Origin of the sequence: Jiella marina (assembly GCF_024359545.1) — a bacterium.
Lineage (GTDB): Bacteria > Pseudomonadota > Alphaproteobacteria > Rhizobiales > Rhizobiaceae > Jiella.
The window spans coordinates 52749-73641 of the sequence record NZ_JAKQZG010000001.1 but is presented as its reverse complement, the minus strand read 5'-3'; the positions used below and the strand labels follow the sequence as shown (position 1 = coordinate 73641).

General features: G+C 62.4%; 22 protein-coding genes. 17 read left to right on the top strand and 5 right to left on the bottom strand.

Translation table 11 applies throughout. From position 1 onward, the window contains the following. Positions 1-152 precede the first annotated feature (152 nt). The 11 genes from MF134_RS00370 to MF134_RS00320 all read left to right on the top strand — a co-directional run bounded on the left by MF134_RS00370 (position 153) and on the right by MF134_RS00320 (position 11162). On the top strand, positions 153-989 hold the full coding sequence (locus tag MF134_RS00370) for a transporter substrate-binding domain-containing protein (protein WP_255337412.1): 837 nt from the start codon (positions 153-155) through the stop codon (positions 987-989). Between the two features lie 42 nt (positions 990-1031). Next, a complete protein-coding gene (locus tag MF134_RS00365; protein ID WP_255337411.1) occupies positions 1032-1682 on the top strand; it encodes an amino acid ABC transporter permease in 651 nt (216 codons plus the stop codon). Beyond that, entirely contained in the window at positions 1679-2344 is a 666-nt protein-coding gene (locus tag MF134_RS00360) for an amino acid ABC transporter permease (RefSeq protein WP_255337410.1), read from the top strand. Before MF134_RS00365 ends, MF134_RS00360 begins: the two co-directional genes overlap by 4 nt. Before the next feature lie 2 nt (positions 2345-2346). After that, a complete protein-coding gene (locus MF134_RS00355) occupies positions 2347-3120 on the top strand; it encodes an amino acid ABC transporter ATP-binding protein (protein WP_255337409.1) in 774 nt (257 codons plus the stop codon). Positions 3121-3135: 15 nt separating this feature from the next. Continuing rightward, the gene (locus MF134_RS00350) at positions 3136-4044 is read left to right on the top strand and encodes an aminotransferase class IV (RefSeq protein WP_255337408.1); all 909 of its coding nucleotides are present in this window, start codon (positions 3136-3138) and stop codon (positions 4042-4044) included. 45 nt (positions 4045-4089) lie between these two features. Then, the gene (locus MF134_RS00345; RefSeq protein WP_255337407.1) at positions 4090-4773 is read left to right on the top strand and encodes a GntR family transcriptional regulator; all 684 of its coding nucleotides are present in this window, start codon (positions 4090-4092) and stop codon (positions 4771-4773) included. Positions 4774-5059: 286 nt separating this feature from the next. Further along, a complete protein-coding gene (locus tag MF134_RS00340; RefSeq protein WP_255337406.1) occupies positions 5060-6667 on the top strand; it encodes a phospholipase D family protein in 1608 nt (535 codons plus the stop codon). Between the two features lie 688 nt (positions 6668-7355). After that, a complete protein-coding gene (gene dctP, locus MF134_RS00335) occupies positions 7356-8411 on the top strand; it encodes a TRAP transporter substrate-binding protein DctP (RefSeq protein ID WP_255337405.1) in 1056 nt (351 codons plus the stop codon). Positions 8412-8448: 37 nt separating this feature from the next. Next, entirely contained in the window at positions 8449-8934 is a 486-nt protein-coding gene (locus MF134_RS00330) for a TRAP transporter small permease subunit (RefSeq protein WP_255337404.1), read from the top strand. Between the two features lie 18 nt (positions 8935-8952). Continuing rightward, entirely contained in the window at positions 8953-10251 is a 1299-nt protein-coding gene (locus tag MF134_RS00325) for a TRAP transporter large permease (protein WP_255337403.1), read from the top strand. Between the two features lie 11 nt (positions 10252-10262). Continuing rightward, complete coding sequence (locus tag MF134_RS00320; protein WP_255337402.1) at positions 10263-11162, top strand: phytanoyl-CoA dioxygenase family protein; 900 nt, start codon at positions 10263-10265, stop codon at positions 11160-11162. 14 nt (positions 11163-11176) lie between these two features. Here MF134_RS00320 and MF134_RS00315 read toward each other — a convergent pair whose 3' ends face one another. The 3 genes from MF134_RS00315 to MF134_RS00305 are packed head-to-tail and all read right to left on the bottom strand — an operon-like array spanning position 11177 to position 12467. Further along, positions 11177-11851 carry a GntR family transcriptional regulator gene (locus MF134_RS00315; protein ID WP_255337401.1) on the bottom strand — a complete coding sequence of 225 codons (675 nt, stop codon included), beginning with the start codon at positions 11849-11851 and terminating at the stop codon, positions 11177-11179. 45 nt (positions 11852-11896) lie between these two features. Beyond that, positions 11897-12070, bottom strand: coding sequence for a hypothetical protein (locus MF134_RS00310; RefSeq protein WP_255337400.1), 174 nt, complete (start codon positions 12068-12070; stop codon positions 11897-11899). 10 nt (positions 12071-12080) lie between these two features. After that, positions 12081-12467 carry a hypothetical protein gene (locus MF134_RS00305; RefSeq protein WP_255337399.1) on the bottom strand — a complete coding sequence of 129 codons (387 nt, stop codon included), beginning with the start codon at positions 12465-12467 and terminating at the stop codon, positions 12081-12083. Between the two features lie 96 nt (positions 12468-12563). Here MF134_RS00305 and MF134_RS00300 point away from each other — a divergent pair, with 96 nt between their 5' ends. The 3 genes from MF134_RS00300 (at position 12564) to panB (ending at position 14640) form a co-directional block, all read left to right on the top strand. Continuing rightward, positions 12564-12872 (top strand): DUF6166 domain-containing protein, encoded by a 309-nt coding sequence (locus MF134_RS00300; RefSeq protein WP_255337398.1) that lies wholly within the window; start codon positions 12564-12566, stop codon positions 12870-12872. Between the two features lie 29 nt (positions 12873-12901). Beyond that, positions 12902-13696: a sterol desaturase family protein gene (locus MF134_RS00295; protein ID WP_255337992.1), complete on the top strand. Its 795-nt coding sequence runs from the start codon at positions 12902-12904 to the stop codon at positions 13694-13696. Between the two features lie 80 nt (positions 13697-13776). Continuing rightward, entirely contained in the window at positions 13777-14640 is an 864-nt protein-coding gene (gene panB / locus MF134_RS00290) for a 3-methyl-2-oxobutanoate hydroxymethyltransferase (RefSeq protein WP_255337397.1), read from the top strand. A 240-nt stretch (positions 14641-14880) separates the two neighbouring features. On the opposite strand, the gene MF134_RS00285 is transcribed toward panB, so the two are convergent. Both MF134_RS00285 and MF134_RS00280 read right to left on the bottom strand, forming a co-directional pair. Further along, on the bottom strand, positions 14881-16356 hold the full coding sequence (locus MF134_RS00285; protein ID WP_255337396.1) for a protein adenylyltransferase SelO: 1476 nt from the start codon (positions 16354-16356) through the stop codon (positions 14881-14883). A gap of 165 nt (positions 16357-16521) precedes the next feature. After that, positions 16522-17205 (bottom strand): cytochrome c oxidase assembly protein, encoded by a 684-nt coding sequence (locus tag MF134_RS00280; protein WP_255337395.1) that lies wholly within the window; start codon positions 17203-17205, stop codon positions 16522-16524. A gap of 242 nt (positions 17206-17447) precedes the next feature. Between MF134_RS00280 and MF134_RS00275 the strand changes: the two genes are divergently transcribed. The 3 genes from MF134_RS00275 to MF134_RS00265 all read left to right on the top strand — a co-directional run bounded on the left by MF134_RS00275 (position 17448) and on the right by MF134_RS00265 (position 20870). Continuing rightward, positions 17448-17918, top strand: coding sequence for a hypothetical protein (locus MF134_RS00275; protein WP_255337394.1), 471 nt, complete (start codon positions 17448-17450; stop codon positions 17916-17918). 269 nt (positions 17919-18187) lie between these two features. Next, positions 18188-20059 carry a PQQ-dependent dehydrogenase, methanol/ethanol family gene (locus tag MF134_RS00270; protein ID WP_457589936.1) on the top strand — a complete coding sequence of 624 codons (1872 nt, stop codon included), beginning with the start codon at positions 18188-18190 and terminating at the stop codon, positions 20057-20059. Then, complete coding sequence (locus MF134_RS00265; RefSeq protein WP_255337392.1) at positions 20043-20870, top strand: substrate-binding domain-containing protein; 828 nt, start codon at positions 20043-20045, stop codon at positions 20868-20870. The genes MF134_RS00270 and MF134_RS00265 overlap by 17 nt, the downstream gene beginning before the upstream one ends. The last annotated feature ends 23 nt before the right edge of the window (positions 20871-20893 follow it).

Genomic DNA, 20893 nt, shown 5'->3' with positions numbered 1-20893 from the left:
GGGCAGTTCCCCGCGTTGCCGAATGGATGATGTTGTCGATTGTCCCGCCGGGTTGTCTGCCGCCACGTCGCACAAAATTGTTGACAATCGACAATGGACCTTTTCCTTTTGTGCCGTTGATCCTCCGACGCTCCGAGGCAAAGGATATCCTGATGAAATTCACCCGAAGAAAATTCCACCTCCTCTTGGGTGCGGCTGTCGCGTCCGCCGTGCTGCCGGCAAGCCTGCCGGCGCTGGCGGCCGGGACGATGGAAGACATCAAGGAGCGCGGCACGCTGCGCGTCGGCGTTACGCAGGCGCCGCCCTGGTACTCGAAGGATCCGGCGACGGGTGAGTGGAATTCGGGCGTCGGCGTTTCCGCCGGCAAGGCCATGGCCGAGGCTCTCGGCGTGACGTTCGAGCCCGTCGAAGTCACCTGGGGCACCGCCGTCGCGGCCCTGCAGGCGAACAAGATCGACATCATGTTCGTGCTCGACGCGACGGAGGAGCGCAAGCAGGCGGCTGCCTTCCCCGAAGCGCCGCTCCTCTACTATTCGCTCGCCGTGCTCGCCAAGGACGACGTCGAAGCCTCCAGCTGGGAGGATCTCAACAAGTCGGAGATCAAGATCGCCGTGCCGCAGGCGACCAGCATGGACAAGTTCCTCACCGAGAATGTCGGCAATGCTGACATTCAGCGCTTCCCGGGCAACACCGAGGCGATCGCCGCCTTCCAGTCCGGCCGGGTCGATGCAGTCTGCCTCTTCCATCCGCCGCTGATCGCTGCGCGTCAGAAGCTCGGCAGCGGCAAGATCGTCGTCCCGACGCCGGTCAAATCGAACCCGACGAGCGCCGCCGTGCGCCAGGGCGATGAAGAATTCGTCGGCTTCGTCAACGAGCAGCTGGCCAAGTGGTACGAGTCCGGCGAGATCCAGACCTGGTACGAAGAGTTCCTGACCGATTTCGGTCTCGAGCCGCAGGACGCGCCGCCGATCATCAAGGAACGTCTCTGATCCGGCTGCACATCCACCATGTATGAGTGGAATTTTGCGCCCGTGTTTGCGGAGAGCGGCCTGCTTCTGGCCGGTTTCCGCAACACGCTGATCCTCACGGCGACCGCCCTTTCGGGCGGGCTCGTCGTGGGGCTTCTTCTGGCGTTCGCGCGGCTGTCGCACCGGCGCTGGTTGCGGCTTCCGGCGGACCTCGTGATCGAGGTCTTCCGCACCACGCCGCCGCTTGTGCAGCTCTTCTGGTTCTATTTCGGGCTGCCGATCGTGCTCTCGGTCGAGATGACGCCGTTCATGGCCGCCGGCCTCACCTTCACGATCCAGAGCGGCGCCTTCTTCGCAGAGATCTTTCGCGCCGGCATCGTCTCCATCGAAAAGGGTCAGTGGGAATCCGCCAAGGCGATCGGCATGGGGCACAACCAGCTCATGCGCCGGATCATCCTGCCCCAGGCGGTGAAGCGCATGTTCCCCTCCATGATGGAGCGCTCGATCGAGTTGATGAAGACGACGACGCTGGTCGCCACCGTCTCCTATGCCGACCTTCTGTTCCAGGCGAACGAACTTGCCCAGAAGACCTTCCGGCCGCTCGAGGTCTACACCGTCGTGGCGCTGATCTATTTCGTCTCGATCTCCTGCGTGAGCTTCTTTGCCGCACGGCTGGAGAAGCGTTTCGCCCGAACCGGCGAGTTCTCCGTATGAACTACAATTGGGACTTCGCCAGCGTCTTCGACAATTGGTGGGCGCTTGCCGTCGGTCTTCAGGGAACGCTGCGGCTCTTCGCGGTCTGTCTCATTCTCGGCATGAGCCTCGGTCTGCTTGTCGCCCTGGGGCGCCGCGCGCATGCCAAGCCCGTGCGCTGGGCTTCGACCGGTTTCGTAGAATTCTTCCGTAACACCCCGGTCCTGGTGCAGATTCTCTGGTTCTACTACGCGCTTCCGATTCTTGCCCCGGTCGAGATCAGCCCCTTCATGGCCGCGATCCTCGGCATCTCGCTCAACTCCGCCGCCTATTCGGCCGAGATCTTCCGGGGCGGCATCCAGTCGATCGAACCCGGCCAGTGGGAAGCGGCGCGCGCCATCGGCATGTCGGGGTTGCAGACCATGCGCCGCGTGGTGCTGCCCCAGGCTGTCCGGCGCATCATCCCGTCGCTCACCAACCGGGGCGTCGAGATCTTCAAGATGACGACGCTCGCCTCGGTCGTCGCCTATGTCGAGCTGCTGCAGCAGGGCAAGCTGGTTGCCTCGCTCAATTTCAATCCGCTGGAGGTCTACACGGTCGTGGCCGCCCTCTTCCTGATCATTCTCTATCCGATCGTGCGGGCGACCTATGGGCTCGAACGGCGGCTGGCGCGGAGCGACTGACGATGCCCGACCCGATCCTCAGGCTTTCGGGCCTTGCGAAATCCTTCGACACGAACACCGTCTTCGAGGATGTCGATCTCGACGTCGCCCCGGGCGATCGCATTGCCATTCTGGGCGCGTCGGGCTCGGGCAAGAGCACCCTTTTGCGCTGCGTGAACCTTCTCGAAATCCCCGACGCAGGGCGGATCGAACTGAACGGCGACGTGGTCGGCAATCCCGAAAAGAGCGGCCGCGCCCGCTATCCCGAGCGCGAGCTGCGCGAATTGCGCAAGCGCGTCGGCATGGTGTTTCAGCAGTTCAACCTGTTTCCCCACATGACCGTCGCCGGCAATGTCGCCGAAGGCCTCGTCACCGTCCTCGGCCAGTCCTCCGGCCCGGCACGTGAACGCGCCCTCGCCGAACTCGACCGCGTCGGGCTGAGGGACAAGGCCGACACCTACCCCTCGCGCCTTTCGGGCGGGCAAAAGCAGCGGGTCGCGATCGCCCGGGCGCTCGCCATGGATCCGGAAATCATGCTGTTCGACGAGCCGACCTCGGCGCTCGATCCGGCGCTGGTCGGAGAAGTGCTGGGCGTCATCGAGCAGCTGGCGAACGAAGGCCGGACGATGCTGCTCGTCACCCACGAAATCGGCTTTGCCTATCACGTGGCGAACCGCATCGCCTTCATCGCCGAGGGCGGGATCTACGAGATCGGCACGCCCGACGAAGTGCTGAAGAACCCGCGCCGCGAAAAGACACAGAAATTCCTCGCCGAGCACCGGCGGTTCCAGTTCTAGGAAGTGAAGAGCCCCATGGCAAAGAACGAAAGCGCTCAAGGCTACGTCAAGGACACCCGCAATGACGAGGTTCTCGTCTATGTCGACGGCCGCCTCGTGCCACGCAGCGAGGCGACGGTCTCGATCTTCGATTCGGGCTTCGTGCTGGGCGACGGCGTCTGGGAAGGTCTGCGGCTGATCAAGGGCCATATCATCCAGCTCGAGGCGCATCTCGATCGGCTGTTCGAGGGCGCCGGCTCCATCGCGCTCGACATCGGCCGCAGCCGCGACGAGATCAAGGCCGCCCTTGATGAGACGCTCCAGGCCAACGGCATGGAGGACGGCGTCCATATCCGGATGATGGTCTCGCGCGGGCTGAAAAGCTCACCCAATCAGGATCCACGCTTCGTCATCGGCAAGGCGACGCTCGTCATCGTCGCCGAATACAAGATCCCGAAGGCGGAATCGAAGACCGAGGGGCTGGCGCTCTTCACCTCGACGTTTCGCACCAGCGGCCCGGATGTCTTCGACCTGCGGCTCAACTCGCACAGCCGGCTCAACCTCATCCAGGCGTTGATCCAGGCGATCAATGCCGGCGCGGACGAGGCGCTGATGCTGGATCCGCGTGGCTTCGTCGCCAGCTGCAATTCCACCAATTTCTTCATCGTGCGGGGACGGGAGATCTGGACCTCGACCGGAACCTACTCGTTCAAGGGCCTGACGCAGCAGGCTGTTCTCGACAGCTGGCGCGACAGCGGCGAGACCGCCCATGAGAAGGATTTCACCCTTGCCGAATGCTATGGCGCAAGCGAAGCCTTCATCACCGGCACGCTCGGCGGCGTAACGCCGGTGGTCAGGATCGACGGGCGGACCATCGGAAATGGCAAGCCGGGGCCAATCACCCAGGCGGTGACCGAGACCTATCGGGCGTGGGTGACGCGCTGACCCCGTCCCCGCCAATACGTTGGCCGGAGAATCGCAGGATAGGACATGAGTGAGACCGCTGCCATCCGCGAACCGGGAATCGTGCCAATCCGGCGCGAGACCTTCGCCAGCAAGGTGGCGGGGCAGCTTCGCAACGCCATCATTGCCGGCGAGATCGAAAGCGGCTCGAAGATCAGGGAGACCGAACTCGCCGCCCGCTTCGGCATCAGTCGCGGCCCGTTGCGCGAGGCGATGGCGCAGCTGGCAACCGAGGGACTGATCGTCACCGTCCCCTATACCGGAACCCATGTGCTGAAGCTGACGGCAAAGGATGTCCGCGAGATCTACACCTTGCGAACCGCCCTGGAACGTCTGGCCTTCGAGGAGCTATGGGACAAGCGAACGGAGAATTTCTTCGCTGAGTTGGAGTCGCGTCATCGCACGCTGCTGGCGACCTGCAACCTGGATGACCACGTTGCCTCCAGCGCTGCCGAGGTGCACTTCCATTCGCTCGTCTACGAATCCTGCGGTCACGAGATGCTCCTGGAAAGCTGGCAACGCATCGCCAGCCGCATGCAGCTGTATCTCGCGGTCCATCAGCGTGCCCACAGACGGCACGCGCCGGTGAACGATGCGCATGAGCGCTATCTCAAGCTCGCTTCGGGACACGATCTCGGCGCGATGCTGAACGAAATCGAAGACCACATGCGCCGGGGCGTCCAACAGATGGTCTCTTACCTGTCGGATTGAGAACCGAAAGCTTTCATCACGCTCGGCGAACCGGATGACCGCTCCTGCGATCAGGAGATGTAGTCACCAAGTTTGACACGGGACCGCTCTGCCGCTCGAAACCAGCGCAGGATGGACTATGTCCCGCCGATGACGTCGCCCCGAGAACATCCGACCGAAAGAGCCTTTTGGTCTTCAGGAAAACCCAAGCAATACCAAATCACTGGAGCATGAGATCCGAATGCGAAATCGGGTCTTTCGCTCCATCAGGAGAGAGGTGAGAAAGCCGGCGAGAAGACGGATGGGAATGGCACCGATCGCACTTGCCATCGGCGCTGCATTTCTTGTCTCCGCGTTTTTCCTGCACCGGGCGAGCCGCCTGCCCGAGCGCCGGAACCGGAAGGCTGCCCCCCTGCCGGACACGTCGCAGACACGCCTCGCCCAATCCGTCCGTCGGCAAGCGCTGTGTCATCCCCGCCTTTCGGGCGTCTATCTGCTGGAAGACGGGATCGACGCCTTCGCTGCGCGGCTGCTTCTCATACAAAGCGCGGAACGACGGCTCGACGTCCAATACTACATCTGGCACGGCGATCGCACCGGAACGCTTCTCCTCGAAGCCCTTCGCCAAGCCGCCGATCGCGGCGTCAGGGTTCGCCTCCTTCTCGACGACAACGGAATTTCTGGCCTCGATGCGGTGCTTGCGGCGCTCGATCGTCATCCGAACGTCGAAATTCGCCTGTTCAACCCCTTCCCGATCCGCTTTCCAAAGGCGCTCGGCTTCCTTCTAGACTTCCGCCGCCTGAACCGGCGCATGCACAACAAGAGTCTGACGGTGGACGGCGCCGTGACGATCGTTGGGGGTCGCAACATCGGTGACGAGTATTTCGATGCGGGCGACGACGCTCTTTTCGTGGATGTGGACGTCCTGGCCGTCGGCCCGATCGTCGCGGATGTCGAACGGGACTTCGAGCGCTACTGGGACAGCCAGTCCGTCTATCCTGCGGATCAGATCCTTCACCCGCTCGGACGACCGCGGCTGCAGAAACTGATCACGCGAGCCTCGATCGTCGAGCGCGACCCGTCCGCCCGCCGCTACGTGCAGCGGGTCGAGACCCTTCCCCTCGTCAGTGACCTGCTCGAGGGCACACTCGAATTCGAATGGGCGGTCGTCAGCATGATTAGCGACGAACCCGCCAAGGGGCTCGGCAGAGCGTCGCGCAGAAGCCACCTTCTGACGCGTCTCGAAGAGTCCATGGGGCCGGTGACACGCGAACTCGGCCTGGTTTCGGGATATTTCGTTCCCGGATCGCGCGGTGCGCGCTATTTCGCGGACCTCGCTGCGTCGGGGGTCTCCATCACCGTCCTGACGAACGGCTACGCCGCGGCCGATGTCAGCCTGGTTCACGCCGGCTACGCGCCCTATCGGCATCGCCTCGTTGCTGCCGGTGTGCGGCTTCTCGAAATGCGTCCGCAGAGCGGCTCGCGGACATTGGCGGACGGACCCTCCAAAAAGGGATCGCGGATCGGCGTCGCGAGCCGGCTGCGCGGGACCGGAACGGGCTCGTTCGCCGCCCTTCGGGCGGGAGCGACGACTCTCCATGCCAAGACGTTTACCGTCGACCGGGAGCGCCTGTTCGTCGGATCGTTCAACCTCGACCCGCGGTCCTTCCGGCTCAACACCGAACTCGGTTTCGTCATCGAAAGCCCCGCCCTCGCGTCCCGGCTTGCCGAGGCGCTCGACACCCAGGCGCCGCAGAATGCCTACGAAGTGCTGCTGGGTCCGGACGGAAAGCTGATCTGGAAAACGCGCCAGGGGTCAGCAGACACGGTCCTGACCCGCGAGCCGGGGATGAATGTCTTCGACCGCCTGTTGATCGCCTTGGCGAGCCGGTTGCCGATTTCAGGCCTCCTTTGACAGAACTCAAATACCCGGCGTCTCAAACGGGCGGTCAATTTTCGGGCCAATCTCGTGTTCCTCGCGGTCAGTTGATCTGCCCGCGGAACGCGCTCATCACCTCTTCGTCCAGACTGGTCCGGGCAGCTCGCTCGCATACTCCCGAGCCGAGAGTGTTTCCGAAGCCATCGCCGAACGCCTTTCATCGCCAAGGTCCGGATGGACGATGGACGTTCGGTGTGGACTCAACGTTGCTAGCAGGAGACACAATGCTCGGCGCCTGCATTCAGCGCTGGGCCATTTCAGCCCACTCGATTCAAGGATCAAGAGGCCCGACCACCGGTCGAAACCGCCGCCTGACCCTTTCCTGCGCAAGGGCCGCTCCAATCCGGAGTTGATGCTCCGCTTAGATTAGCTGTTCGCCCGGGTTTCGATGCGAGACGGCTGATTTTCCAGCCGAACGACGCTCCTTACCTTGCTTGAGCCCGATCCAAAGAAAGCGCCCTGAGGCTCCTCCCACCGTCCGACACGCGACCGTGGGGTGGGGACTATCTTGGAACGACTGTAAGGGGCTTGCGGGATCCGTATTGATATATCAATAATAGATTAGTCGCGCGATTTCTCGAATTGGTCGCGGCAAGGGAGGAAAATGATGAGAATTGCGAACGTTCTGTTGGGGGCGGGCCTGCTCCTCTGGGCGGCTCCGGCCTTGGCCCAGGAACAGGAGAGCCATGATTTCACCATGGCGACGGGCTGGTCCGGCGGTCCGCTCATGGAGATCGGCGCCCAGGCCTTTGCCGACGAGGTCAAGGAGTTGTCGAATGGCCGAATCTCCATCGAAGTGTATCCAGCTGGTACCCTCGGCCCCGGACTGAAGGTCGCCGAAACGGTCCAGAACGGTATCGCCGACATGGGTCACACCTGGAGCGGCTACGATTGGGGGATGGATCCGACCGCTGTTCTCTTCGGCGGCTACGCCGGCTCATTCGATACCGAGCGGATGTTGCACTGGCTCTATCGCGGTGACGGTGTTGAGCTCTGGGCCGACTGGCGCAAGGAAAAGTTCAATCTCGTCGGAATGCCGCTTTTCATTCGCACCGCAGAAGTCTTTCTCCACTCGCGCAAGCCGGTGCGCTCGCTGGAAGACGTCAAAGGCCTCAAGTTGCGAACCGCGGGCGCTTGGCTTGAAATGGCCCGGGAGCTTGGCGCGGCGCCAGTCACCATGCCCGGCGGCGACGTCTACACGGCGCTGGAGCGCGGCACCATCGACGCGACAGAATGGGGCACGCTGTGGGAAGACCAGGCGGTTGGGTTCCATCAGGTCACGAAGTACGTGATCATTCCAGGAGTCCATCAGCCTACCGCCCCGTTCGAACTCGTCATCAATCCCGACAGCTGGGCAGAGCTCTCCGAGTCTGATCAGGAGCTCATCCGTACCGCGGCGTTCAACACCACGCTGAACTCTTGGCTCAGCATTGGCCAGAATGACGCCAAGGCCCTGCAGTTCTTCAAGGATGAAGGCAACGAGATCATCGAACTCGATCCGGAAGTACAATACCAGGCGCACGAGATCGGTCTCAAATGGGCCGAGGGGGTCGCCGCGGAGAACGATTGGTTCGCAAAGGTATTGGAAAGCCAGAAGGAGTTCGTTCAGCTTTGGGCCGGTGCCGATCGCTATCGCAAGGTGATTGTGCGAGAGGAGGCTTCGGCCCCTGAGACGGAAGCCGCCGGATCGGCGTCAGGCGACACCAAACCGGCAGAGTGACCTCCTCATGAATCCCCTCATCCGTTGGATTGAGGCGGTGACCGAAATCGTTGGCGGAGCGGCAGCATTGCTCGTCGTTCCGCTGGTCGCCGCGACCGTCTGGGAAGTTCTCTCCCGCTATGTTCTTGGAACCCCGACGATCTGGGCATTCGAGCTCGGATACATGCTGATGGGCGTCCATTTCCTGTTGGGCGGTGCGATAGCCCTGAAACGGCAAGTGCATGTCCGCATCGACCTGATCTATGCGCAGCTGAGCGCACGCCGGCGCGCCATCATCGACCTGTTCCTCTATGCCGGAATCGTCCTGCCGGCGATCGCCGTCCTTTGCTACCACTCCGGTGTGTTCGCGATGGCTGCCTATGCCTCGGGCGAGCGGTCGGGTCAGTCGGCATGGAACCCGCCGATCTGGCCGTTCCGTGTACTCATCGTGTTCAGTCTCGTGGTGCTGGCCCTGCAAATCCTTGCAGAAACCCTCAAATGCATCCGGGCTCTGAGCACGGACGCCCGTTATCCGGACGCCTGATCAATGGAAGCATTGATAATGTTCCCAGCGCTTTTTGCGCTGATCTTTCTTGGTTTCCCCATCGCATTCTCGCTGCTGGCGGTCGCCGTTGTTTTCGGGCTCTACGCCTTTGGCGACGCGGTCTTCTTCCAGTTCATTCAAAAGATCGAGGACGTCGCTTCGAACTTCGTTCTGGCTGCTGTTCCACTCTTTGTGTTCATGGGCTCGATGCTCGAGCGATCCGGCATTGCCGAGCAACTCTTCGGTGCCGTTCATCTATGGACCAAGCGCCTTCCCGGCGGTCTGGCGATCGGCACGATCATCATGTGCATCATCTTCGCCGCGTCCACCGGGGTCATCGGCGCCACGGAGACGGTCGTCGGACTGCTCGCCATCCCGGCAATGATGCGCCACAGATACTCCAACTCGCTGATCTCGGGCACGATCTGCGCGGGTGGTTCGCTCGGCACGATCATCCCGCCTTCCGTGGTCGTGGTCGTCATGGGGCCGATCGCGAACGTCTCGATCGGCAGCCTGATGGTCGCGATGATCTTCCCGGGGCTCATTCTTTCGGCTCTGTATATCGTCTACATCGCGACCCTGTGCATGATCTCGCCGACAGCGGGTCCGCGCCCTGGCCCGGATCCGGACGAGCCCCCCTTTGCCGAGAAACTGCTGATCACTGCCAAAGCCCTGGTCCCGCCGCTTGTGATGATCTTCGCCGTCCTGGGTTCGATCATGCTCGGTTGGGCAGCTCCGACGGAAGCTGCCGGACTTGGTGCGCTCGGTGCCCTGGTGCTGACCGTTCTCTACGGCCGCTTCACGTTCAGATCGTTCTGGGAAGCCTTGATCAAGACGCTGGTCATTACTTCGATGATCATGTTCATCCTGATGGCCGGCAGTCTCTATACGGGGGTCTTCGTCGGCAACGGCGGCATGTCGCTCATGCGCGATCTTCTGGAAACCCTCGATGTCGGGTACTGGGGTCTCCTCGCCATCTTCCTGGGTCTCATCTTCATTGCAGGCTTCTTCCTGGAATGGATCTCGATCCTTCTGATCTTCCTGCCGATCTTCATGCCGTTCGTGAAAGCCATGGGTATGGACCCGGTATGGTTCTGCATGCTCGTCCTGATCATGATCCAGACAAGCTATCTCACCCCTCCGATGGCCCCTGCGATCTTCTATCTGCGGGGCGTTGCCCCTCCGGAGATCACGCTTCGCCAGATGTATTCCGGCGTGACGCCGTTCATCGCCATCCAGGTGATAGCTCTCGTCATCGTCGCAGCCTTCCCGGAAATCGCGCTTTGGCTTCCGGAACAAGTCCTTGGGTTCAGGTAGGGAGGAAAACCATGACACCCGACGATATCCGTCAGACCCCATGCGGGACGATTTCCGAGGAGTCTCGCGAGCGCTACTTCGCCGATGGCGGCGTCTGCATCGAGAAAGCCGTGCAAGGCGAATGGCTTGCCCGTTTGCGCTCCGCGATCGACGGACTGGTCGAACGCAGCCGTGCGGTTTCGGCATCCGATGCCGTCTTCGATCTGGAGCCCGGCCACAGCGCCGAAGCTCCCCGGCTAAGACGCGTTTCGAGTCCCTGTGACATCGACCCTGTCTTCTGGGAGGTGCTGATCGATGGCCCCGTGGGCGACATTGCCGCGGATCTGCTGGGGCCCGACGTCAAATTCTATCAGGCGAAGCTGAACTTCAAATGGGCCAAAGGCGGCGCCGAGGTGAAGTGGCATCAGGACCAGCCCTTCTTTCCTCACACCAACCATGCCGTTGCAACCTTCGGCATCTACCTGGACGACTGTGGCCCGGAGCAGGGACCGCTGAAGATCCTGCCGGGCAGCAACCACGGTCCACTCTACAATCACTATGATGAGAACGGCGTCTGGAGCGGAGACATCAGCGCTCGGGAAGTCGAAACGCTTGAGACCGACGACGCAATCGAGTTTACCGCGCCGGCTGGATCGATGACGGTCCACAACTACCTCACCGTCCACGGCTCGCGCCCCAATCTCAGTGACACCGGGCGCCCACTGCTGCTCTACGTGCTGTCGGCCGCGGACGCCGCTCCCTATACCTCTCAGCCGCTGAAGAGCCGTTTCGAGCAGAGAATTGTTCGCGGAACGCCGGCGAAGATGGTGCATCACGAAGCGGGACGTTTCCGGGTTCCGCCGGACTGGAGCGGCGGCTACACCTCGATCTTCGCAAGCCAGCAAAAAGAAACACGCGCTGCCGCCGAATAGGCAGGGCACGCCGTCTAGATGGTCGCGCGGGCGAATTCCTCGATATAGTCGAGCAACCGGTCGGAGGCGGTCGCCGCTTCCGCCGGGTCGCCTTTGCCAATGGCCTCGGCCACGGCCTCGTGGAGCCGCGCACAACGCGGGAGATCGAGGACGGTCTGATAATGCTGATACCAGAAACGACGCGACAGCCCCTGAATCTGGCGCATGGCATTGCTCGCATATTCGTTGCGCGCAGCCTCCAGAGTCAGACGATTGAAACGGCGGTCGAGCCGCATGAAGGTAACGTCGTCGTCAGCTTCGGCGCATGCGGCGAAACCCTCAGCCAATTCGTCAAATTCGAGCCGCTGCTTGGCATTGCTTCGCATGGCGGCCGAGCGCGCGACCAGGCGCTCCAGTTCGCGGCGCACTTCCAAAAGCTGGAGATGCTTGCTGATATTGATCTCGGAGACGAGAATCCCCCGGCGTGAAAGCACCACTACGAGGCCTTCGCTGGCCAGTTTCTGGATGGCTTCACGAACGGGGGTTCTGCCCAAACCAATCTGCTGGGCAAGCGCGTTTTCGGAAAGAACCTCACCCGGCTTGAGACGGAGAGTGACGATACTCTCCTCCAACGCACGGTATGCCTGCCATGTCAGGGTGTTTCGATCTTTCTCGTCGTCGAAACTCTCGAGCGAACTGTTCTCGTTCATCGTGGCAGGCGATTTCTACCGTGCTGGAAGGCCTATGAGGCAGTCTCAGCTCTTCTTCTTCACTTCCGGGAACATCCACACCGCTCCCACAAGAGACAAGGTCAGTCCGAAAAAGAGAACCGCCGACGCATTGAGCGAAATGGCCTCACGGAAATTCCAGAGAACGAAACCGACAACGAGAAGAAAGACACTGAGGACTGCACGAATCTGCGGAGGCATGACGCATTTCCTATAGTACGATATTGGTCTGGATTGCGAAAGCGGTCGCAGCACAAAGCCCGAAGGCGGCTATCAGACCCAATCGGGATTCTCGAATGGTGTTGGGGAGTGGGTCGACCAGAAACGGTGCGCCGAGAACCGCCAGTCCCGCAGCGACGACGGCAACCGCAAGCGGCAGTTCGACCGCGACGACGGCCAGGATCGCGAGCAAACTCAAGAGAGCAGCAAGCGCGCAATAGGCAAGGACGCTCCCCAGGAGCGGGCCGCCCGCCGTCGCAGGCGCGCGATGACGGGGAAAGTGGCCGCTGACGAAAACGACGGCCGACACAGCGACAAAGGCTCCCCCGGTGAACGCGACCAATGTCGCCAAATCAAGGTCTGCGAGTGGTCCCGTCATGGGCGCGGTCTCCTGTTCGTGTTCGAGACTTGCAATAGATATTCAACTGATATATTAACAAATGAACAGCCACCACGCAAGGTGACGGGAGGACAAATGGCGGACAAGAGTTATCGCGGCGACCGGACGATCGACGGCGCCGAAGTGACCGTCGACGGACAATTGCTCGACCCACGCTATGACCTGAAAGTCTTTGACAGCCGCGGAATGGAATGGAGTTACGAGGGAAATGGCCCCCGTCAGCTCGCCCTCGCGCTTCTTGCGGATCACTACCGGGACGATATGCGCGCCTTGGCGGACACAGAAGGCTTCATGACGCGCATCGTGGCAAATTTCGGCAACGAGTGGGCAATGACCTCTGCCGACATCGATCGAGCGCTCAACAACATCAGGACCGAAGCTTGAACAGGGCGACCGGGAAAGGAGGCATCATGCTGGAACTTGCTGACACCCCCATGGGCGAACGCCAGCGCAAGTATCGCGAGACGTATCGTGAGCGCATCACAGGCTGGTACAATGGCTGGCTGCACGTCACCGTCATCTATGCGATCGGCATCGCAGCCATGACGATCTACATTCAGAGCATGCACGAGGTGACGTGGGCTGAGCTGCTGATCGTGCCTGTCGTCTTCCTGGGAGCCAACTTCTTCGAATGGTTCCTTCACACACACATCATGCACCGGCCGCAGAAGAACAAGGCGCTGCGCGCGATCTACATGCGCCATACCATGATGCATCACCAGTTCTTCACCGATGACGAAATGCGGTTCGGGGGCCAGCATGACTGGCGCGTCACCTTTTTCCCGCCCTTCGCGTTGGTGACCTTCATCTGCATGTCGGTGCCGATCGCACTGGTCGCAGGGTGGCTCTTCACGGCCAATGTCGGCTGGCTCGTGATGTCGACGACGACGACGATGTATCTCCTCTACGAGTTCATGCACTTCTGTTGCCATGTCGACGAGAACTGGTTCGTCCGGAATACCCCGTTCGTTAACACGATCCGGCGTCACCACACCGCCCATCACAACCAGTCGCTCATGATGGAGCGGAACATGAACCTGACTTTCCCGATCATGGACTGGCTGTTCGGCACGTCCGATCTGGATCGCGGGCTGTTGGGGCACCTGCTGAACGGTTACGACACCCGCTATATCCGAAAGGACATGCGGCGGACGGCCAAGACCCCTGACGGGCGTCTCAGCAACGCACATGAAGTGCCCGCCGAGTAAACGCCCATCGAGAAAATTCAGACATTCCGGGCTGGCGATTTCGCGATCGCCGGCCTTGTTTTGAGCCCAGAGGAACGCGCATGTCCGACCGAAAGAAAAGAACGATTCAGGAAATCCGCGATTCGAAGACATCAGGCGAGAAGATGGTCTACACCTCTGTGCCGGACTACACCTCCGCGCAGTGGGCCGAGGCCGCCGGGGTCGATGTCGTGGTGGTCGGGGACAGCCTCGCCATGATCGCCCATGGTCACTCGTCCACGATACCCGCCACGATGGAGATGATGATCCTCCATGCCCAGGCGGTTCGCCGCGGCGCACCGAACACCTTCTCGCTCGGCTGCATGCCTTATCAAAGCTACAACACGGTCGATCGCGCTCTCGCGAACGCGACGCGTTTCATGGCCGAGGCAGGCTGCGATGCCGTCAAGCCACAGGGCGGCAAGAGCCAGGCTCATATCCTCAAAGCCTTGGTCGACGCCGGCATTCCCACGGCAAGCCACATCGGCATGGCGCCTCACCGCGTCGCAATGTATGGCGGCTTCAAGATTCAGGGCAAGACGGCGGAATCGGCGATGGAAATCCTGGAGGACGCATTCGCGATCCAGGATGCCGGGTGCTTCATGCTGGAATTCGAAGCGGTCCCCGCGCCCATCGCGGCCCTGATCTCGGCCGAGCTCGAAATCCCGACGATCGGCATCGGGGCCGGCGCGGGAACCGATGGACAGATCCTCCTCAGCTACGATCTCCTCGGTGTGTTCACCGACTTCAAGCCGAAGTTCACCAAGCGCTTCGCAAACCTTACCGAGGTCGCCGTCAACGGCCTTCAGCAATACGTCAAGGAAGTGAAGGAGGGCAGCTTCCCAGACGACGATCATTCCTACGGGGCCTCGCCTCACGTCGTGGACGCGTTTCAAAACATGATCGAAAAGCGTCGCCAGATCTGATGTCGATCGCAGGTGAACCTGCGCCGAGAGAGTGGAGCGTGGATCGGCGCGGGGTCTCGAAGCCACTCGCGCGGTAAGCCTTCATACTATTTGGCTATCGGGGTCACCACGCATTGCTGATCCGACAGGTCTGGCCTGCCCCCGTCCGGGTGGTCCGGGGCGCATCTTATGGTGGGGTCGGCCTTCCCGCCATTTTGGGCCTGGCCGGCCACCGCAATCGTGGAGCCAAGGCCGACTGCCTCAAGTCCCGCAGAACGTCCGATAAGGCGTCTCAGGCTCTGGCGGAAGGCTCGCATACTCGGCCAGTTCCGGCGTGTCATCGAACGGCTTTGCCAGCGCCTCGTTCAGACGCTCGAACGGAGCCATGTCGCCGGTGAGTGCAGCGGCCAGCGCTTCCTCGACGCGATGATTGCGCGGAATGATCGCGGGGTTCACCGCGTCCATCGCAGTTCGGCGCTGACCCGGGTCGAGCGGTTCGGCGGCAAGTCGTTCGCGCCATCGGACCGCCCAGCGATCGTAGGCGGTGGGATCGTCGAAGAGCGCCTGCAAGGAACCATCGGCCTGGCTGGATTCCGCCGCCTGACCAAGCCGGCGGAATGTCGCCGTGAAGTCCGCCTTCTCTCGAGCCATCACCTCAAGAAGATCGCTGATCAGGCCCGCGTCGTCGTCCTGAGCCGTCCGCGGGCCGAGCTTTGCGCGAAAGCCATCGACATAGGCCGCCTCGAACGCGCCCGCGAAACCGGCGAGCACGTCTTGTGCAATCTCGATCGCCTTTTCCTCCTTCGGGTCCAAGAGCGGCAGAAGGCACTCGGCGAACCGGGCGAGATTCCAGCTCGCGATAGCCGGCTGGTTGCCATAGGCGTATCGACCCTGCCGGTCGATCGAGGAAAAGACGGTCCGGGGGTCGTAGCTGTCGAGAAAGGCGCAAGGACCGTAGTCGATCGTCTCCCCGGCGATCGACATGTTGTCCGTGTTCATGACACCGTGGACAAAGCCCACCTGCATCCACCGCGCGACCAAGGCCGCCTGGCGCATCGAAACGCCCTCGAGAAGCGCGCGGTAGCGATCCGATACGCTTGCCGCCTCCGGATAATGGCGTTCGATGACGTGATCGGCGAGACGGCCGATCGCGGCGGCATCGCCACGCGCGGCGAAGAACTGGAAAGTACCCACGCGCACATGGCTCGAGGCGACGCGGGCCAGGATCGAGCCCGGCAGCGGCGTTTCCCGGAAGACAGGCTCGCCCGTCGCGACCGCGGCAAGCGCACGAGTCGTCGGAATCCCGAGGGCGGCCATCGCTTCGCTTACGAGATACTCGCGCAGAACCGGACCCAGCGCCGCCCGACCATCGCCGCTGCGCGAGAAAGCGGTGGGGCCGCTTCCCTTCAGCTGAATGTCCCGGCGCCGGCCGTTTCGGTCGAGAACCTCGCCGACGAGGATCGCCCGGCCGTCTCCCAGCTGCGGCACGAAATGCCCGAACTGATGCCCGGCATAGGCTGCGGCGATCGGATCAGCCCCGGTCGGGATCCTGTTTCCGGAGAGGATTTCCGCTCCTTCGGGCGTGTCGAGCGCGTCCGCGTCGAGCCCCAGCTCTTCGCAAAGGGACCGGTTCAGCTTGAGCAGCATCGGCGCGTCGACGGGCGTCGGCATGGTCGGCCGGTGGAAGGCCTCGCCTAGGCGCGCGTAGGTGTTGTCGAAGGGAAAGTGTATCGTCATTCGTTCCGCGTCGTTCCCGTCGCTTGAAGTGATCGCACAGCCGTCAAATGGCGTCTTCTGCATGAGATTGCGAGGAGTGGCGGCAGTGGGCGGCAAATTCGCGTGCACCGCGCTGCCGAGCGTGATCCGAGCCCATCCAGGATATCGCGTCGCGACGCCTGAAGCTCATTGAGGACCCATTCGGTCCGACAGAACCAGCCCGGTCAGAACCAGGGCTCCGGCGAGATAGGGCAACGCGCCGACCGTCGCCATCAGGACGCCGCCGAGCCACTGATCTTCCACGCCGCTGACGCCGAAGGCGCCGGTGCACACGCTCGGGGAATAGAGAAGGCGCGGCGTGACGCCGAGGATCACGCCGAGCATCGTCATGTGCAGGAAGGTGCCGAAGAGCGTCGCGCCACCGATCGCCCGGTCGCGGATCGTCCGGCCCGAGAGCGCCGTCGTCCAGACCAGAAGTCCGGCTGCGAGAAACGAGGCTTGCTGAAAGACGAAAACACCGTCGTTTCGCGCCGCCGCCTCGTGCAGCGCCGGCGCATGCCAGAGCCACACGACGACCATGTCGAAAAGCGAGGCGGCAACCGCCGACCGGACTCCAAACAGGCCGGCCAAGGGTCCGGCCGGCATCAGCGCGACCGCGAGGGCGATCAGGGGCGCCGCAAGCGATACGATCCCGAGATGCAGGATCATATGGGCAGAAAAGGAGATGGCAGAGAGGCCGACCAGCGGGCCACCCCAAAGCAGTGCGAGGACAGCGAGCCCTGCCAGGAGCACCGCAAGAGAGATGAACGACCGGTGCCTACCCGCCGATTGGCGGCCGGCCGCTCCCGATCGAATGACGTTCTCGCTCATGAATCGCATGCTCACGCGCTCTCGGGTTGATAACGCTCAACTGGGCGCGACCTGCATGCCCGCCAGTCGATTGCAGGGTCGCGCAATCGCCCGGACGAGGAAACCTTCTAGGCGGCCAGCGATATTCTGCCACCATCCGGGGCGGACATGGATGCGGGTAACCGTAGCTCTCCGCCCCGATAGCGACAGAGACAAGCCGATCTCCATGCCGCACAGAAGCCTTAGTCAGGAAAGGGTTCCCGATGCGTCGAACCGCTCTTCCCGCCATCTTCTTCGCAACCGCCCTCGTCACGGCCTTCCAGACCATGGCGCCCGCCGAAACCTCCGAGGACACCCAAGCCGACTGGCATGTGGAGAAAACCCGAACCGAACACCGCTACCAACTTCGGTCGGGAAAGAACCGTCTGACCATTGAATGCGTGACTCCGCGCTTCGGGGGCGGCGCTGTGCTCGACATCGTCGTCGACGGGACGGATCCCGAGCCGCGTTCCACGACCGAAATTTTTGTGGGTGACGACCGATACCTGATCAGCCACGACATCGCCGGCATCGGCGTGACGGACTGCCCTGCCTGCCGAGAGACTTTCCTCGCGCTCTGGGCCGCACTCAAACGGCCGGAGGTGAAGGAAGTCACCATCAAACGAGGTCAGAAGCGCGAATACCTGCCGGCGCGAGGCGGTACCGAGGTGCTCGGCGCATGCCCGCCAGGGTAAGCAGACAGGGACCATGGAGAAGTTCCGTAGTCCGCTAATCACATTTTCTGGAACATCCACCATCCGAAGGCGGTTCGAAAACTACTGGTTTCTGCGTTGTGGGCTTTGGCCCCCATTGCCATCCCCATCTCGCGGCCGACGATGTTGAGTCCGACACGACGAGGGGAGACGTCATGGCAATCGCTCATCGGCATTTCACGAGAGAAGGCCGCAATCGGCCCGCATCGCGCCGCGGTCTGATCGCCCCGATGACCGCCCTCGCCGCACTCATGGCCCTTCCGGCCATCGCGCTCGCTCAGGACGATGACGATACGGGGGGATCCGGCTCTGATCCCGAGACCTCGAATGCTTCGGAAATCGGCCAGCTTCAAGATGACCCCGCCCAATGGGTGATGCCGGCCAAGAACTATTCGAGCACCCGTTACAGCGAACTCGACCAGATCGACACCGAGAACGTCGACCAGCTGCAACTCGCCTGGAGCTTTTCCAACGGCGTAAACCGCGGCCAGGAGTCGATCCCGCTCGTCGTGGGCAACACGATGTATATCGTCGGGCCGTTTCCGAACGATCTTTTCGCGCTCGATGCGACGACCGGCGAACTGAAATGGGTGTTTTCGCCGCCGACCGATCGTGCCGCGCAAGGGGTTGCCTGCTGCGACGTCGTCAATCGCGGCGCGACTTACGGCGACGGCAAGATCTTCTACAACACGCTCGACAATCATACGGTCGCGGTCGATGCCAAGACCGGCGAAAGGGTCTGGCACACCAAGCTCGGCGAGATCTCCAAGGGCCAGACCATGACGATGGCGCCCCTCTTCGTGAAGGGGAAGGTCTTCGTCGGCAATTCCGGCGGCGAAATGGGTGTACGCGGCTGGCTGACGGCGCTCGATGCCGAAACCGGCGAGATCGCATGGCGGGCCTATCATACCGGCCCGGACGAGGACGTTCTGATCGGCGAGGATTTCGAGGCGCCCTATGAATGGATGCGCGGCGAAGATCTCGGCGAGAAGACCTGGCCTGCCGGCGCATGGCAGACCGGCGGCGGCTCGGTCTGGGGCTGGATTTCCTATGATCCCGAGCTCGATCTGATCTTCTACGGCACCGGCAATCCGGGCCCATGGAACCCGAACCAGCGCAAGGGTGACAATCTCTGGACGACGACCATCTTCGCGCGCGATCCGGACACCGGAATGGCGAAATGGGCCTACCAGACCTCACCCCACGATCTTTGGGACCACGACGGCATCAACGAACTGGTGCTGCTCGATCTCGAGATCGATGGCGAAGAACGCAAGGTGGCGATCCGGCCCGGCCGTACCGGCTACATGTATGTGATCGACCGGACCAACGGAAAGGTCATCTCGGCCGAGCCTTTCGACACGATCACCGCCTATAAGGGTGTCGATCTGGAAACCGGTCGGATCATTCCGAACGAAGAGTTGCATCCGGACGTTGGTCGGACGGTGGAAAATGTCTGCCCTGCCCCGCCGGGCGCCAAGGACTGGCAGCCGACAGCCTGGTCGCCGAAGAACCAGCTTCTCTATGTGCCGCACCAGCATTTGTGCATGAACTTCAAGGCGTCGGAAGTCGGCTACATTGCGGGCACGCCCTATCTCGGCGCGACCGTCGACATGTATGCCGGACCGGGTGACGGCTATCGCGGCGAGTTCATGGCCTGGGACCCGGTCGAGCAGAAGGAAGCCTGGTCGATCAAGGAGCGCTTCCCGGTCTGGTCGGGCACGGTCGTGACCGCCGGAGACGTAGCCTTCTACGGAACCATGGATCGGTGGTTCAAGGCGGTAAACGCCAAGACCGGCGAAATCCTCTGGCAGTTCCGCGCGCCCTCCGGCTTCATCGGCCAACCGTCCACCTATCAGGGCGCCGACGGACGGCAATATGTGGCGATCCTGTCGGGAATCGGCGGCTGGTCGGGCGCCGTTGCGACCGCCGAGCTCGACCCGCAGGTGCGCAATGGTGCGCTCGGTTTCGTCGGTGCCACCCAGGACCTGCCGGCCTTCACCAAGGGCGGCTCGACCCTCCTGGTCTTCGCGCTGCCCGAAAGCGTGGCCGGCACCACCGGCACAGAAAGCGCGCCCGGGGGCGTTCTCGATGCGGAGGGTGACGATGTTTCGCCGCAGTAAGGGCGGGGCGATCGGGCTCGGCCTTCTTGCCGTCATCGCCTTCCCCGGCACCGCACAGGCAGCGCCATCGACCTCGGACAACGACACTGACCCGCTTCGCGTCTGCTCGGATCCGAACAACATGCCGTTTTCCAACCGGCGCAAAGAAGGCTTCGAGAACCAGATCGCCGAACTGATGGCCGATGAGCTCGGCACCGCAGTGTCCTACACCTGGTGGCCTCAGCGGCGCGGTTTTCTGCGCAACACACTGATGGCCGGGCGCTGCGACGTCGTGATCGGCATTCCGCCCGTCGACATGATCGACACGACGCATCCCTATTACGGCTCGACCTATGTCATGGTGAGCCGGGCCGAGGACGATCTCGACATCTCCTCGCTGAATGCGCCGGAACTGGAAGATCTCACCATCGGCGTCAGCCTGATCGGCGACGACGGCACCAACACGCCCCCCGCCCATGCGCTGGGCAGGCGCGGCCTCACCGAGAACGTCGTGGGTTATCCGATCTACGGCGATTACCGTGAGGAAGCGCCTGCAGAGAACCTGCTGCTTGCCCTTGAGAAGGGCGAGATCGATGTCGCGATCGACTGGGGGCCTCGGGCCGGCTGGTTCGCAAAACACTCGAAGGTTCCGCTGACGGTGAAACCGGTCACCGGCACCGAAAGCTACCTTCCCCTCGTTTTCCAGTTCCTCGTCGCCATGGGCGTGCGGAAGGGAGACGTGGAACTGAGAGACAAGCTCGATCGCGCCATCGCGGACAGGCAGGAAGACATCGACGCGATCCTCGCCGAATACGCCGTGCCGCGCCAGTAGCACCCCGCGGTGGCTCCTCCGGC